Origin of the sequence: Streptomyces sp. NPDC102279, assembly GCF_044766365.1 — a bacterium.
Classification (GTDB): Bacteria; Actinomycetota; Actinomycetes; order Streptomycetales; family Streptomycetaceae; genus Streptomyces.
The window spans coordinates 441,129-456,479 of sequence record NZ_JBIWLU010000005.1 but is presented as its reverse complement, the minus strand read 5'-3'; the positions used below and the strand labels follow the sequence as shown (position 1 = coordinate 456,479).

13 protein-coding genes and 1 tRNA gene are annotated in these 15,351 nt (G+C 71.2%); 6 read left to right on the top strand and 8 right to left on the bottom strand.

Features of this window, described 5'->3' with window-relative positions:
• Positions 1-57 precede the first annotated feature (57 nt).
• From ACIRQH_RS14900 to galU, 7 genes are all read right to left on the bottom strand, one after another.
• A tRNA-Ala gene (locus ACIRQH_RS14900) sits at positions 58-131 on the bottom strand.
• A gap of 97 nt (positions 132-228) precedes the next feature.
• Entirely contained in the window at positions 229-1,506 is a 1,278-nt protein-coding gene (gene glpR, locus ACIRQH_RS14895; protein WP_358822711.1) for a gephyrin-like molybdotransferase receptor GlpR, read from the bottom strand.
• A 173-nt stretch (positions 1,507-1,679) separates the two neighbouring features.
• Positions 1,680-2,339 carry a GNAT family N-acetyltransferase gene (locus ACIRQH_RS14890; protein ID WP_388882841.1) on the bottom strand — a complete coding sequence of 220 codons (660 nt, stop codon included), beginning with the start codon at positions 2,337-2,339 and terminating at the stop codon, positions 1,680-1,682.
• 26 nt (positions 2,340-2,365) lie between these two features.
• Positions 2,366-2,899, bottom strand: a complete 534-nt coding sequence (locus ACIRQH_RS14885) for a MogA/MoaB family molybdenum cofactor biosynthesis protein (RefSeq protein WP_358822713.1) — start codon at positions 2,897-2,899, stop codon at positions 2,366-2,368.
• Positions 2,896-3,408 carry a cyclic pyranopterin monophosphate synthase MoaC gene (gene moaC / locus ACIRQH_RS14880; protein WP_358822714.1) on the bottom strand — a complete coding sequence of 171 codons (513 nt, stop codon included), beginning with the start codon at positions 3,406-3,408 and terminating at the stop codon, positions 2,896-2,898. The genes ACIRQH_RS14885 and moaC overlap by 4 nt, the downstream gene beginning before the upstream one ends.
• Positions 3,409-3,568: 160 nt before the next feature.
• Positions 3,569-4,891, bottom strand: coding sequence for a gephyrin-like molybdotransferase Glp (glp, locus tag ACIRQH_RS14875; protein WP_358822715.1), 1,323 nt, complete (start codon positions 4,889-4,891; stop codon positions 3,569-3,571).
• A gap of 5 nt (positions 4,892-4,896) precedes the next feature.
• Positions 4,897-5,799, bottom strand: a complete 903-nt coding sequence (gene galU / locus ACIRQH_RS14870; RefSeq protein ID WP_404226045.1) for a UTP--glucose-1-phosphate uridylyltransferase GalU — start codon at positions 5,797-5,799, stop codon at positions 4,897-4,899.
• Positions 5,800-5,931: 132 nt separating this feature from the next.
• Between galU and ACIRQH_RS14865 the strand changes: the two genes are divergently transcribed.
• Positions 5,932-6,507, top strand: a complete 576-nt coding sequence (locus ACIRQH_RS14865) for a 5-formyltetrahydrofolate cyclo-ligase (RefSeq protein WP_404226043.1) — start codon at positions 5,932-5,934, stop codon at positions 6,505-6,507.
• Between the two features lie 97 nt (positions 6,508-6,604).
• Here the strand turns inward: ACIRQH_RS14865 and ACIRQH_RS14860 are convergent, their stop codons facing one another.
• Entirely contained in the window at positions 6,605-9,370 is a 2,766-nt protein-coding gene (locus tag ACIRQH_RS14860; protein WP_404226041.1) for a penicillin acylase family protein, read from the bottom strand.
• Between the two features lie 257 nt (positions 9,371-9,627).
• Here ACIRQH_RS14860 and ACIRQH_RS14855 point away from each other — a divergent pair, with 257 nt between their 5' ends.
• From ACIRQH_RS14855 to ACIRQH_RS14835, 5 genes are all read left to right on the top strand, one after another.
• On the top strand, positions 9,628-11,166 hold the full coding sequence (locus ACIRQH_RS14855; protein ID WP_358818048.1) for a potassium/proton antiporter: 1,539 nt from the start codon (positions 9,628-9,630) through the stop codon (positions 11,164-11,166).
• A gap of 261 nt (positions 11,167-11,427) precedes the next feature.
• Complete coding sequence (locus tag ACIRQH_RS14850; RefSeq protein WP_404226039.1) at positions 11,428-12,690, top strand: MFS transporter; 1,263 nt, start codon at positions 11,428-11,430, stop codon at positions 12,688-12,690.
• Between the two features lie 68 nt (positions 12,691-12,758).
• A complete protein-coding gene (locus tag ACIRQH_RS14845; protein ID WP_358818036.1) occupies positions 12,759-13,082 on the top strand; it encodes an FmdB family zinc ribbon protein in 324 nt (107 codons plus the stop codon).
• A gap of 129 nt (positions 13,083-13,211) precedes the next feature.
• A complete protein-coding gene (locus tag ACIRQH_RS14840; protein ID WP_388872601.1) occupies positions 13,212-14,090 on the top strand; it encodes an S-methyl-5'-thioadenosine phosphorylase in 879 nt (292 codons plus the stop codon).
• 533 nt (positions 14,091-14,623) lie between these two features.
• The gene (locus ACIRQH_RS14835) at positions 14,624-15,304 is read left to right on the top strand and encodes a hypothetical protein (RefSeq protein WP_404226037.1); all 681 of its coding nucleotides are present in this window, start codon (positions 14,624-14,626) and stop codon (positions 15,302-15,304) included.
• The last annotated feature ends 47 nt before the right edge of the window (positions 15,305-15,351 follow it).

Below are 15,351 nucleotides of genomic sequence, written 5' to 3'. Positions count from 1 at the left end.
GTGCGGACATGGCAAGAGCCCCAGCCGGATCTCTCCGGCTGGGGCTCTTGGCTGCGGTGGACCTGTGGGGATTTGAACCCCAGACCCCCTCGATGCGAACGAGGTGCGCTACCAGACTGCGCCACAGGCCCTTGCAACGAGTGAAACTCTAGCATCCCGATCGTGGTGCTCGGAAATCCGTTACTGGCTGGTCAGCCGGGCCCTCCCGGGCACCGGGCGTCCGGCTTCTCACTCGTTGGCCGCGCGCGGCCGTTCGCCGTCCTCGTACTGGTCGAAGAGCGGGGTGCGGCCGCGCTCACGGGCACGTCGCGCGGACGCGGCCCGGCGCGCGTCGCTGCGCCCGTCGTCCGCCGCGTCCGCGCAGTCGTCGTCGCCCCCGGGGTTCTCGTCGGCCGGTTCGGCCTCGTGGACGCTCGGCTCGACGGCACTGGACCGCGCGGAACTCCACGCGTCCGGTGCCCCCAGGTCGACGTCGGAGGTGGCCCGCGGCGCGACCGGCGCGGTCACGTACGTCGGCAGGGGAACCGGCACCGGATCCCAGCTGTCGCCCTGCCGGGGGCCGCGCTGACGCTCGCGCTGCTGGTCGACCCACTCGGCGTGGTCCGTCTGCTCGACGAGGGCGCGGCGGTCCGCGGCGAGCGCGGAGAGCCCGGTGCCGGTGTCGACCGCTGGGCCTTCCTCCGGTTCGTCCACCGCGAGATCGGCGGCCGCCCGGCGGCGCGGCTGACGCTCCCGCAGCCGCTGCGCGGCGACCTCGGCCCGACGGCGGTCCATGGTGTAGGTGAAGCGCCGCCGCTCCTTGGCCCGCAGGTACACGATGTACGAGCTCAGCATCACGGCCGGCACGGCGGGCGCCCAGAGGAGACCGAGGCCGCCGACGGCCGCGACGACCGCGCCGAGCGTGAAGGCGAGGAAGAGCAGGACCGTCGTACGCCGACGGCGCGCGAGGACCTTGACGCGCCGGGCCCGCGCCTCGGCTTCCGCCGAGGGCGCCCGCCGCACGCCGGGTGCGCGGCCCGCCGCGGACGACGTGGCCTGCTGGGGCGCGGACTTGGCCGGGTGTCTGGGCGCGGATGACTGCTGCGGTACGGGCCGGGCCGCGCCCGGTGTCTCGTACGCGCCGCCGTCCCTGCCGGACGTCCGGCCGCCCGGGGTCTGTTCCGCCTGGGCCGGCTCCGGGGACTGCACCCGCTCCTGGACCTGTGGCCGGTGCTGGACCGCCGTCTGGGGCCGGGTCGGAGGCATGGCGAAGGCACGGACGTCCACCGAATCGGTGGCGTCGCCCGGGTCGGCGTCGGACTCCCCCTCGTCGGCGGAGCGCGCCCGCAGGTCCTTGGCGTATCGACGCTCCATGCCCGCCCGTCCGGACAGCAGCCGGATGGCGGTGCTGAAGCGTTCCGTCGGACGAGCTTCGTTCAGCTCGTCCTGCCTACGGAGCCACATCGGCACCAAGTAGGCGGCCCAGGCCCCGACGATGACTGCGTAGATGAGGCCGCTGCTGCTCACGCCTCACACGGTAGAGGGGTTTGTGTGAGGCCATCTGCCAATTGCGCCGGTGTGTCGCACGATCTGGCTGATATTTCGAGCTTTTTTTGTGACCGATGCGATCAGCAGGCCACCGGGAGCGCGAATTTAATGCCCCGAGCTGATCGCTCAGCGATCAATTTCGAACACCCATTTCATTTACCGGCGTTGCCCCGCCTGCTCGGGTTCTGCGAGCCCGACTCATCCGGTCCCAGCTGTTCCGGCCTGGTCTGGACCGATCGGCCGCGCCGCCAGCGCGCGAGCAGCCCTTCGGGCACTTCCTCCGCGGTGAGCGCGAAGACGAGATGGTCCCGCCACGCGCCGTCGATGTGGAGATAGCGCGGCCGGAGCCCTTCCTCGCGGAATCCGAGTTTCTCCACGACCCTTCGGCTGGGCCGGTTCTCGGGGCGAATACAGACTTCGACGCGGTGCAGTCCGACCGTACGGAAGCAGTGGTCCGTCACCAGCGCCACCGCCGTCGGCATCACTCCGCGGCCCGCGACAGACTGGTCCACCCAGTAGCCGACGTGCCCCGAGCACATCGAGCCCCAGGTGATCCCGGCGACGGTCAACTGGCCCACCAGCCGCCCCTGGTACTCGATCACGAAGGGCAGCATCCGGCCCGCGTTGGCCTCGGCCCGCAGGTGCCGGACCATCTGACGGTAGGTCGGCCGGTGCGCGATCGGGCCGCTCGGCGTGGGCGGCGGGATGGTCGCCTCCCACGGCCGCAGCCAGTCACGGTTGCGCCGGTTGACCTCACGCCACGTCCGCTGGTCGCGCAGCCTTATCGGCCGGAGGACGACGTCGCCGTCCACCAGCTCGACGGGCCAGGATGGGCTGTTCAGCTCGCACCCCCAGTGCCGCTCGGTCTGAGGTGGTCCGCGCCGCGGAGCTGGTCGACGGCGTGGACGAGAAGGGGCTCCAGGACGGCCAGGCCGTCCTTCACCCCGCCGGGGGAACCCGGCAGGTTCACGATCAGTGTCCCCCGGGCGACGCCGGCGAGCCCGCGGGAGAGCGCCGCCGTCGGCACCTTCTCCCGGCCGAACGCCCTGATCGCCTCGGGGATGCCCGGGATCTCGTGGTCGAGCACCCGCAGCGTCGCCTCGGGGGTGCGGTCGGTGGGCGAGATCCCGGTGCCGCCGGTGGTGACGATGACGTCGTAGCCCGCCTCGACACCGGCGCGCAGCGCGGCCTCCACGGGGTCCCCGTCCGGCACGACCTGCGGTCCCTCGACCGCGAAGCCGAACGAGGAGAGTCCGGCGGCGATCAACGGGCCGCCCCGGTCCTCGTAGACACCGGCGGAGGCGCGGTTGGAGGCGGTGACCACCAGGGCGCGGTAGGCCCCCGTGGCGGCCGGGCCGCTGCCGGCGCTCATGTCCGGCTCCAGTCGCCGGACTTCCCGCCCGTCTTCTCTTCCACCCGTACGTCCGTGATGACCGCTCCCTTGTCGACGGCCTTCACCATGTCGATCACGGTGAGCGCCGCGACGCTGACCGCCGTGAGGGCTTCCATCTCGACGCCGGTGCGGTCGGTCGTCCTCACGGTGGCCACGATCTCGACGGCGTCGTCCGCGACCGACAGGTCGACCTTGACGCCGGACACGGACAGCGGGTGACAGAGCGGGATCAGGTCCGGGGTGCGCTTGGCTCCCATGATCCCCGCGATGCGGGCGGTGGCGAGGGCGTCACCCTTGGGGACTCCCTCGCCGCGCAGCAGCTCGACGACGCCGGGCGAGACCAGGACACGGCCGCTGGCGCGCGCGGTGCGCGCGGTCACGGCCTTCCCGGACACGTCGACCATGCGGGCGGCGCCCGCCTCGTCGATGTGCGTCAGTCGGTCCTGCACGGGGGGTCCGGAGGTGTCCCCCCGGGACGGAACAGTCATGTGCGTGGGCGCTCCCGGTCAGGGCCCGTCGCGGTGCGGCGCGTGGGCCTGGTGTGCGCGACACGTTACCGCCCGGTCGTCCCCCGCCACGCCTCCGTGATGAGCGTGCGCCCCTCTCGTGACCCGGCGGTGCCCGGCGGGCGGCTCGGCTCCCGGCCGCTCAGCCGAGCAGCACGACCTCGACCTCGGTGCCGGGCTCGACAGAGGTGGCGTTCTCGGGGACGACGATCAGCGCGTCGGCGTGAGCGAGGGCCGCGACCAGGTGTGATCCGGCGCCGCCGACCGGTGTCACCGTGCCGTCCGCGTAGGTGCCGCGCAGGAACTGGCGGCGGCCCTCGGGCGAGGTCAGCGCCTTGTCCGCGGCGAGGGTGGCCCGGGTGGTGGGCCGGTGGACGTCCTTCAGGCCGGCCAGTGTGCGGATGGCGGGGCGCACGAAGAGCTCGAAGGAGACGTATGACGACACGGGGTTGCCCGGGAGCGCGAGCAGCGGGGTGTGGTCGGGGCCGATGGAGCCGAAGCCCTGGGGCTTGCCGGGCTGCATGGCGAGCTTGCGGAAGTCGATGCCGCCGCCGGCCTCGTCCTCGTCGCCCACGGAGGACAGCGCTTCCTTGACGACGTCGTAGGCGCCGACGCTCACGCCGCCGGTGGTGACGACGAGGTCGGCGCGGATGAGCTGGTCCTCGATGGTGGCGCGCAGGGTCTCGGCGTCGTCGGCGACCGCGCCCACGCGGTAGGCGATGGCGCCCGCGTCGCGGGCGGCCGCGTACAGGGCGAAGCTGTTCGAGTCGTAGATCTGGCCAGTGCCCAACTCGTCCCCGGGCTGGGCGAGTTCGCTGCCGGTGGAGAGGACGACCACGCGCGGGCGAGGCCGTACGCGCACGGTGGCGCGGCCGATCGCGGCGAGCAGGCCGATCTGCGGCGGGCCGAGGATCGTGCCCGCTTCGAGGGCGCGGTCGCCCGCCTTCACGTCGCTGCCTGCGGCGCGCACGTGCGCGCGCGCCTCGGCCGCGCGGTGGATGTGCACCTGCCCGAAGGCGCCCTCGGGGGAGGCGCTGTGCGCGCGCATCCCGGTGACCGGGCCCTCTCCCAGGCCTCCGTCCGTCCACTCGACGGGGACGACGGCCTCGGCGCCGGGCGGCAGCGGGGCACCGGTCATGATGCGGACGGCCTGGCCGGGACCCACGTAGGGCGCCTCGGCCTGGCCGGCCGCGACATCGCCGACGACCGTCAGGACCGCCGGGTACTCCTCGCTCGCGCCCGCGACGTCCGCGACCCGCACCGCGTACCCGTCCATCGAGCTGTTGTCGAACGGCGGCAGGGACACCGGCACCGTGACGTCCTCGACCAGGACACAGCCCTGGGCGTCGAGGAGTTGCAGTTCGATGGGTTCGAGGGGGCGGACGGTACCGAGGATGTCCTCCAGGTGGTCGTCCACCGACCAGAGGTGATCCTGGCCGGCGGTGCGGGTCGCGGCGCTGCTCAAAGTCCCTACATCTCCTCGGCTACGTAACTTCGAAGCCAGGTCCGGAAGTCCGGTCCCAGGTCTTCACGTTCGCACGCGAGTCTGACAATGGCACGCAGGTAGTCGCCACGGTCGCCGGTGTCATAGCGGCGGCCCTTGAAGACGACGCCGTGCACGGGGCCGCCGACCTTCTCGTCGGAGGCGAGCTGCTGGAGGGCGTCGGTGAGCTGGATCTCGCCGCCGCGGCCGGGCTCGGTCTTGCGCAGTATGTCGAAGATGTGGGGGTCGAGGACGTAGCGCCCGATGATGGCGTAGTTGCTGGGCGCGTCGGTCGCGTCGGGCTTCTCGACCAGTCCCGTCACCTTCACGAGGTCGCCCTCGCCCGTGGGTTCGACGGCGGCGCATCCGTAGAGGTGGATCTGCTCGGCCGCGACCTCCATGAGGGCGATGACGCTGCCGCCGTGCTGCTCCTGGACCTCGACCATGCGGGCCAGCAGGGGGTCGCGCGGGTCGATCAGGTCGTCGCCGAGGAGGACCGCGAAGGGTTCGTGGCCGACGTGCGGGGCGGCGCACAGTACGGCGTGACCGAGTCCCTTGGGGTCGCCCTGGCGCACGTAGTGCATGGTCGCGAGGTCGCTGGACTCCTGGACCTTGGCGAGCCGGCCCGCGTCGCCCTTCTTCTGGAGCGCCGATTCCAGCTCGTAGTTGCGGTCGAAGTGGTCCTCGAGCGGGCGCTTGTTGCGGCCGGTGATCATCAGGACGTCGTCGAGACCCGCCGACGCGGCCTCTTCGACCACGTACTGGATCGCCGGCTTGTCGACGACCGGCAGCATCTCCTTGGGAGTGGCTTTGGTGGCCGGGAGGAACCGGGTGCCGAGGCCTGCCGCGGGAATGACAGCCTTACTGATCCTGGGGTGCGACTCAGTCATGCCCGAACCATATCCGGTGGCTATGTGCTCAATCTGCGGCTCCGGTTAATTCGCTCTCATATGAGCGCATTGAGAAGACTACGGGAGCGACCTGTGAGCGACCTGGGACCCGAACCGGACCCTACGAAGCGAATGTTGCGCCGAGGGTTCCTGTCGGTGAGAAGCGGGTTGACGGACGATGACGTGCGGAAGTCCGCGGCGGCGCTCGCCGTCCGGGCCCTGGAGCTGCCCGAACTGGCGCACGCGCGCTCGGTGGCGGCGTACGTCTCCGTGGGGAGCGAGCCCGGCACCCTCGCACTCCTCGACGCGCTCCACGCGCGCGGGGTGCGGGTGCTGCTTCCGGTCCTGCTGCCGGACAACGACCTGGACTGGGGCGTCTACGAGGGAGCCGGCTCCCTCGCCCCGGTCCGGCACGGCACGAGAATGGCCCTTCTGGAGCCCACGGGCGAGCGGTTGGGCCCGGAGGCCGTCCGCGACGCGGACGCGGTCCTGCTCCCCGGTCTCGCCGTCGACGGGCGCGGCATGCGGCTGGGCCGCGGCGGAGGCTCCTACGACCGTGTCCTGGCCCGCCTGGAACGGGCGGACGCCGATCCGGCGCTGGTGGTGCTGCTGTACGACGCCGAAGTCGTCGACCGGGTACCGGCGGAGGCCCACGACCGGCCCGTCCACGCGGCGGTGACCCCCTCCGGGGTGCGGCGCTTCCGCTGACCCGCCCGGAACGCGAAGTGGCCCTCCACGCGTGCGTGGAGGGCCACTTCGGCCGGACCGGATACGGGGTGTCACACCCCGCCGCCCCCTGGAGCTGTCACGGTTCGAGGACGAGGGTGTCGCTCGTCCTCTTGTCGACGGCCTTCTTCGAGAAGGCCCAGGGCAGGAGTTCGCCCTTGGCCCAGAGATCCGTCTGGTCCGTGTAGTGCGCGCTGTACGCGTGCCCGCTGGCTCCCGACAGGTTGATCCACTTCGACTGGTCGAGGTCGCCGAGGTTCACGACCATCCGCATCGAGGGGACCCACACCACTCCGTAGCCGCCCGCCGCGTTCCACCCGGTCGCGTTGACCGTCGCCTCGCCGCCGCCGAGCTTCCAGGGGCCGCGGTTGAGCATGTACTGGAGGAAACGGGGGCCTTCGGTACCGAGGGTCTGGTTCTTCAGGAACAGGCGGTGCAGCCTGCCCCAGCTCCAGGTGTCGATGTCCTTGCCGAGCTTGGCTGTCAGCTCCCAGCGGGCGTCCCGCAGAGCACGGCCGAACAGCTCGTCGCGAGTGCCGGTCGCCTTCTGGGTGCGCGTCTTGGGCAGCTTCCACCAGTCGTTCTTCTCATCGTTGATGATCTTGCGGACCACCTCGAACCACCGGTCGCCGCCGTCCGGCTGCGCCTGGTCCGCGTCGCGCTCGCCGCACTCGCGCACCTTCTGGTCCTCGTCCGCGGGACCCGTGGTGTCAACCCGGTCGACGTTCAGGCACTGGCCCTTGACCCGCAGTTCCTTGGGCAGCTTGTTGCCGAAGGCGAGCTTGAGGATGTTGCGCCAGGTGGCGTTGAAGTAGGCGGCCGCCGCGGAGTCGGAGTCCTGGGTGTAGTCCCAGCCCTCCAGGAGCTTCTGCGCCTCGCGGACGTCCTTGTCGGCCACGTCGATCTTGAGCAGCTTCGGCACGATCAGCTTGGCGATCTCGCTGCTGTTGTCGAGCTGCATCTGCCGCATGTCGTCGGTGGAGATCTTGCCTCCGCCGTTGATCTTCGACTCGATCAGGTCGTTGATCCGCTGACTGCGTGTGCCGTAACCCCAGTCCGTGGTGAGCGTGTAGGGGTACTTGTCCTTGTCGACGACCGCCTGGTTCGCGGTGACGATGTAGCCGCGCTTCGGGTTGTACTCGTAGGGCAGCGCGGACTGCTTGATGTAGCCGGTCCAGCGGTACTTGGACTTCCAGCCGGGCGAGGGGAGCGAACCGTCGTCGCCCTCGGCGCGCGTCGGGATCCTGCCCGGCAGCTGGTAGCCGATGTTGCCGCTGGAGCCCTTGGCGTCGGCGTACACGAGGTTCTGCGAGGGCACGTCGAAGGACGTGGAGGCCTTGCGGAACTCGGTCCAGTCCGACGCCTTGTCCATCTCGAAGACGGCGTCCATCGAGTTGCCGGGGTCCAGCGCGGTCCAGCGCAGCGCGATGGCGTAGCCGTCCCCGCGGTCGGGCGCCCCCGAGTCGACGGTGGCCTTCTTGCCGACCTTGACCAGTTCGTCGTCACGGTCGGAGAGCAGCGGCATGCCGTCCTCCGTCGACCGGACCACGATCGTCTTGTCCGAGCCGCCCGCGACCTTGATGGTCTCCTTGCGGGTGGTGAAGGGCAGCACCTTGCCGTCGTACTCGTAGCCCTCGCCGGTGATCTTCTCCAGGTAGAGGTCGGTGACGTCGACCCCGGAGTTGGTCATGCCCCAGGCGATGTCCTGGTTGTGGCCGATGACCACGCCGGGCATCCCCGCGAAGGTGTAGCCGCTGACGTCGTACTGGCACTTGGCGGAGAGCGCCGTGCAGTGCAGGCCCATCTGGTACCAGACCGAGGGCAGCGAGGCCGACAGGTGCGGGTCGTTGGCGAGCAGCGGCCGGCCGGTGATGGTGTGGCTGCCCGAGACGACCCAGGAGTTGGAGCCGATGCCGTTGCCATTGACTCCGACGGCCGTGGGGACGTTGTCGAGCACGTCGTAGAGGCCCGAGAGCTGGCTCTGGAACCCGGAGGGCGCCTCGGTGTTGCCCGCGAGCCCCGTGCCCGACGCGGACGTCGAGTCCGAGGAGGTGCCGGTCGGGGAGTACGCCCCGGTGACGCTGTCGTACGCGCCCTCCTGGACGATCGCCTTGTTCCGGCTGTACGGGTACTCCGGGTACAGGTCGGCGATCTGCTTCGGGCCGAGCCGGCTCGTCATCAGCGAGCGGTCGATCTCGTCCTGCATGTTGCCGCGCAGGTCCCAGGCCATCGCCTTGAGCCAGGCCACGGAGTCGACCGGGGTCCACTGCTTGGGCGTGTAGTCGTTGCTGAAGCCGAGGGCGGCGTACTCCAGGGAGATGTCCTTGCCGTCCTTGCCCTTCAGGTAGGCGTTGACTCCCTTGGCGTACGCCTGGAGGTACTTCTTCGTGGAGGCCGACAGCTTGGTGTCGTACTCCTTCTGCGCCACCCGGTTCCAGCCGAGGGTGCGCAGGAACTCGTCGTTCTTGACCTGCCCCGAGCCGAACATCTCGGACAGCCGGCCCGAGGTCATGTGGCGGCGCACGTCCATCTCGTAGAACCGGTCCTGCGCCTGGACGAAGCCCTGGGCCATGAACAGGTCCTCGTCGGACGAGGCGTAGACCTGGGGGATGCCGTTGCCGTCGCGCTTCACGTTCACCGGGCCCGACAGACCGTCGAGCTTTATGGAGCCCTTGGTCTGCGGGAAGGAGGCGCGCACGGTGCTGACGCTCCAGTACGCGCCGAAGGCGATGCCCCCGATGATGGCAAGAACCAGGACAATCAAGAACAGTCGGGCTTTGCGCCCCTTCTTCCTGCCGGACTTGCCGGGCGTTTGGCCGGAAGAGGCGGTGGTGTTGGGGGGCATCGCTGTCCTTGCTGTCCTAACGCGAGCGGCAGGCGGTCCTGGAGTGCTGGGGCAACCATAGGCGCAGGGCCAACCGCGCCTTGACGCGGAGTGGGGAACCGAGATGCACGAGCGTTCGATCTTGCCTCCCGGAACGTCAAGAAAGCGTCAAGAGTTAGGTAAGGTAACGAAGTACTTGCACTGAAGTACCCGGCTTCCGGTGCTCGGATCCGCGTACTCGTCCCGGCGGGACCGGATCGGCGAGAAAGGAACAGCCCCTGACTGTCCACCACCTCAACCAGCTCCTGCTCGTATGCGCGCTCGTCCTGCTCGTCGCCGTGGCGGCGGTCCGGATCTCCTCACGCAGCGGGCTCCCCACCCTGCTCGTGTACCTGGGGATCGGCGTCGCCATGGGCCAGGACGGCGTCGGCGACGTCCACTTCAACAACGCCGAACTGACCCAGGTCATCGGATACGCGGCTCTGGTCGTGATCCTGGCCGAGGGCGGACTCGGCACGAAGTGGAAGGAGATCAAGCCGGCCCTCCCGGCGGCCTCCTCGCTGGCACTGGTGGGTGTCGCGGTGAGTGTCGGTGTCACCGCGACGGCGGCGCACTACCTGATCGACCTGGACTGGCGGCAGGCGCTCATCGTCGGGGCCGTGGTGTCCTCGACGGACGCCGCGGCGGTCTTCTCCGTCCTGCGGAAGATCCCCCTGCCCGCGCGCGTGACGGGCATCCTGGAGGCCGAGTCCGGCTTCAACGACGCCCCGGTGGTCATCCTCGTCGTCGCGTTCTCCACCGCCGGACCGGTGGAGCACTGGTACGCGCTGGTCGGCGAGATAGCCCTGGAACTCGCGATCGGCGCCGCCATCGGGATCGCGGTCGGCTGGCTCGGCTCCTACGGGCTGCGGCACGTCGCCCTGCCCGCCTCCGGCCTGTACCCGATCGCCGTCATGGCCATCGCCGTCGTCGCCTACGCCGCCGGAGCGCTCGCGCACGGCAGCGGGTTCCTCGCCGTCTACCTGGCCTCCATGCTGCTCGGCAACGCGAAGCTCCCGCACTGGCCCGCCACCCGCGGCTTCGCCGAGGGGCTCGGCTGGATCGCCCAGATCGGCATGTTCGTCCTGCTCGGCCTGCTGGTCACGCCGCACGAGATGGGCGACGACGTCGTGCCCGCGCTCCTCGTCGGCCTGGTGCTGACGATGGTGGCGCGGCCCCTCAGCGTCATCGTCAGCCTGGCGCCCTTCCGCATGCCCTGGCAGGAACAGACCCTGCTCTCCTGGGCGGGCCTGCGCGGCGCCGTGCCCATCATCCTGGCGACCATCCCCATGGTGAACGGCGTCTCGGACAGCCGGCGGATCTTCAACATCGTCTTCGTCCTGGTCGTCGTCTACACCCTCGTCCAGGGCCCCACCCTGCCCTGGCTGGCCCGCAAACTCCGGCTCGGAGCGCCCCCCGGCGCCGCCGACCTGGGCATCGAGTCGGCTCCCCTGGAGCGGCTGCGCGGCCACCTGCTGTCGGTCTCCATCCCCGAGGGGTCCCGGATGCACGGCGTCGAGGTGGGTGAGCTGCGGATGCCCCCGGGCGCCGCGGTCACCCTCGTCGTCCGTGAGGGGAAGTCCTTCGTCCCGATGCCCACGACGGTGCTGCGGCTCGGCGACGAGCTGCTGGTGGTGGCCACCGACCCGGTCCGGGACGCCGCCGAGAAGCGGCTCCGGGCGGTGGGCCAGGGCGGCAAGCTGGCCGGCTGGCTGGGCACCGGCGAGGTCCCCACCGAGGACCAGCGAGGCCACACGGCCCACCAAAAGGGCCTTTAACGGGACACCAGGGGGCGGCGGGCATTCCCAGGCGAACGCCGCCATGGTGCTCGTTTTCACAGGCGAGGGGGTGTCCGCCCCTGTAGGATGAAGGCACACCTAGATCGGACCAACTCTGCCTGACGCAGAGCTGGCGCGACCGTATGGCGGCCGTCACGCCCTCCTGCCGAGGACGCCGGTATCTACCGCAGATCCGCGCAAGAGGACAGCTCTCGGCGCCCCCGCACGGGCGCGCTACCAGGCGGCAGAAAGGCACGGGCCGTGGCATCCACGGTCACCTCCCGTCCTGGATACGGACAGCTGCTGCGCACCCGCGGCGCCTGGACGTTCCTGCTCCCCGGATTCGCCGCACGGCAGCCGTTCGCCATGCTGACGATCTCCATCGTGCTGCTCGTGCAGCACACCACCGGCTCATACGGAGCGGCCGGCGCCGTCGCCGCCGTGACCGGTGTCGCCATGGCCCTGTTCGCGCCCTTCACGGGGCGGCTGGCCGACCGCCACGGGCAGCGGGCCGTCCTGCTGCCCGGCGTCCTCGTGCACGCCGTGGCAGGCCTCTCTCTGACCGCGCTGGCATGGGCGGACGCCCCGCTGTGGGCGCTCTTCGCCGCCGCCGTCCCCACCGGCGCCTCGGTTCCGCAGGTCGGCCCCATGGTGCGGGCCCGCTGGGGCGTGAAGCTCCAGGGCTCCCCCCTGATGACGACCGCGGCGGCCTTCGAGTCCGTCACGGACGAACTGACCTTCGTCTTCGGCCCGCTGCTCGCCACCGCCCTGTGCACGGCCGTCAACCCCGCCGCGGGCCTGCTCACGGAGGCCTCGCTGACCCTCGTCGGCGGCCTGCTGTTCGCCGCCCAGAGGAGCACCCAGCCCTCCGTCTCCGCCGACCGGCACACGCGCGTGGACCACGGTTCCGCGCTGCGCGTCCCCGGCGTGCGCGTCCTCATCGTGACGTTCCTGGGCATCGGCTCCGTCTTCGGAGGCATGCAGGTCTCCCTGGCCGCGTTCAGCGAGTCCATGGGCAAGCCCGGCCTGAACGGCGTCCTGTACGGCGTCTTCGCGGCGGGCAACATGGTCTCCGGCATCGTCTGCGGCGCCGTCGCCTGGAAGGTCGCCCCGCAGCGGCGGCTCCTCGTCGGGTACGCCGCCCTCGCGCTGACCGCGTCCGGACTGTGGGCCGCGCCCTCCGTGGTCGTGCTCTCGGGCATCGGCCTCCTGGTCGGCATGTGCATCGCCCCGGCCCTGATCACCGGCTACACCCTGGTCGAGAGCCTGGTCCCGCAGGGCGCCCGCACCGAGGCCTTCACCTGGCTCACCGGCGCGGTCGCGCTCGGCCAGGCGGCGGCTGTCACGGTCGCCGGCCAGTTGGAGGACCACGCGTGGGACGGTGCCGGCTTCCTGGTGCCGATGGCCGGTACGGTCCTTGCGCTGGCGACACTCCTGACCCTGCGGTCACGTCTCGCCACGAGCGCCCCGAGCAGGACGGTCGCACGTGGCGTCGGTCACCGAGTGCCGGTGACAGTGGACTGATCCCGCGGAATACGTCACTATGGACCGTCGTTAGCACTCACTGAGTGAGAGTGCCAGGAGGAAGACAAGTGCCGACCTACCAGTATCAGTGCACCGAGTGTGGCGAGGGCCTCGAGGCGGTGCAGAAGTTCACCGACGATGCCCTGACCGAGTGCCCCAACTGCAGTGGCCGCCTGAAGAAGGTGTTCTCGGCCGTCGGCATTGTCTTCAAGGGCTCCGGCTTCTACCGCAATGACAGCCGCGGTTCCTCGTCGAGCAGCTCGCCCGCGTCCAAGCCGTCGACGTCCACCGCGGCGTCGTCCGACTCGAAGTCGACGTCAGGCTCGTCGTCCTCGTCGTCCTCGGACTCGAAGTCGTCGGGCTCCGGCTCGGCCGGCAGCTCCGCCGCCTAGGACCTCTCCGGCCGGCCAGGGCGACCGCCCCGGCCCCGCGAGGCCTTTCAAGCCTTGTTCACGCCCGACCCCGTCGCCCTGTGACGACGGGGTCTTCGGCGTTTCCCCGGCCCGGCTAGGGTGCGGTCCATGGCGAATACGGACAACCCACAGAGCCCGGCGACAGAGCAGGTGGCGGCCCGGGCCGAGATCGGTGTCATCGGCGGCTCGGGCTTCTACTCCTTCCTCGACGACGTGACCGAGATCCAGGTCGACACCCCTTACGGGCCGCCCAGCGACTCCCTGTTCCTCGGCGAGATCGCCGGCCGGCGAGTCGCGTTCCTCCCCCGCCACGGCCGCGGCCACCACCTGCCGCCGCACCGCATCAACTACCGGGCCAACCTGTGGGCCCTGCGTTCCGTCGGCGCGCGCCAGATCCTCGGGCCCTGCGCCGTGGGCGGTCTGCGGCAGGAGTACGGGCCCGGCACACTGCTCGTCCCGGACCAGTTCGTGGACCGTACAAAGTCGCGGGCCCAGTCCTACTTCGACGGGCTGCCGCTGCCGGGCGGCTCGGTGCCGAACGTCGTGCACGTTTCCCTCGCCGACCCCTACTGCCCTGTCGGCCGCAAGGTCGCCCTGGAGGCTGCGCGCGGCCGGAACTGGGAGCCGGTGGACGGAGGCACCCTCGTCGTCGTGGAGGGGCCCCGCTTCTCCACCCGCGCCGAGTCCCTCTGGCACCAGGCACAGGGCTGGTCGGTGGTCGGCATGACCGGACATCCGGAGGCGGCGCTCGCCCGCGAACTGGAGCTCTGCTACACGTCGTTGACGCTGGTCACCGACCTGGACGCGGGCGCCGAGAGCGGCGAGGGTGTCTCCCACGACGACGTGCTGAAGGTGTTCGCGGCGAACGTGGACCGGCTGCGGGGCGTGCTCTTCGACGCGGTCGCGGGGCTCCCGGAGAACGGCACACGGGACTGCCTGTGCACGACGGCCCTGGGCGGGATGGACCCGGGGTTCGACCTGCCGTAGGCGTCGCCTTCGGGGCCTTGGGGCCTTCGGGGCCTTCGGGGCCTTCGGGGCCTTCGGGGCCTTCGGGGCCTTCGGGGCGGATCCTGGCGGGGTGCCGTTGTGAGGAGCCAGGTCTCCGGAATTCCAGTCTCCGGAATTCCAGGTCCCCCCGGCTTCCGGGCCTCTGGGCATCCGTCCTCTGAGCCTCTGGGCATCCGGGACGGTGACGTGCGGAGAGGCTCACGGGTTGTGACACCGGTGAGCCTCTTCGCGGTGACACCCGTGAGCCTGCTGGACGGTGGGGCCGGCCCCCGACAGGCAGAACCTTCCGGACGGTGCCCGGCGTCCGACGGCTTCGATCGCTGCACACTGCGGGGCGGGGCGGGCTGGGCTGGTGCGGGACGCGGCGGGGCGGGGCGGGGCGCGGTGGAACCTCCCGTTCGGGTGAGGGAGTTGTCCACAATCCGTCGACGGTCCACCGGCTCCGGCGGGCCGCGCCGCGAGGCCTCATCGTGGGATCGCAAGCCGGTCCCTCGTCACAGGTGGTGGTCTCCATGGCTCAGTACACCCGCGCCGCTCAGCACGTCCCGCAGGCGCAGCTCCCGCGGCAGCCGCAGCAGACGGCATCGCCCCCTCCGCGATCACAGCAACCAGTACCGCCCCGACGCACACGCGCTTCGCACGCGCAGCACACGGGACTCGACCGTCCGCCCGGCGCGGACGCTCCTCCGACGTGCGCCGTGCCGCTCTTCGCGCCGGTCCACGTGCGCGGTGGGCGGTACCGACTGCGGCGCCTCGTGCGGCACCGGAGGCGGGCGATCGCAGCGGGCCTGGCGATGACGGCGGCCGCGCTCGTGGCGGCCGGTCCGCAGGACGCCGAAGGGGCGCGCGGACACCCGGCGCCCGCTCCGCCCACCGGTTCGATCGTCGCCTCCGCCGGATCCGATCCTGCGCGCGCTCGCGGGACGCGCCCGGTCCAGACCGTGACGGCCCCGGTCCGGATCGCCGATGGCGCGACGGTGGGGCTGTTGCACCCCGGTGACCGCGTGGACGTGGTGGCCGCGGACAGCGGCGGCGCGGTGCGGGTGGTGGCGACCGGTGCGCGGGTCACCGAGGTTCCGGACGTCGGCGCCACCGAGACCGGGGCGCTGGTGGTCCTCGCCGTGCCCCGCCCGACGGCCGTGCGGCTGGCCGGCGCGGGCACGACGTCACGACTGGCGGTGACGTTGCGATGAAGGGAGAAACCGTGTCAAGTCCCTCGCCGGAGCGCCCCAATTGGACA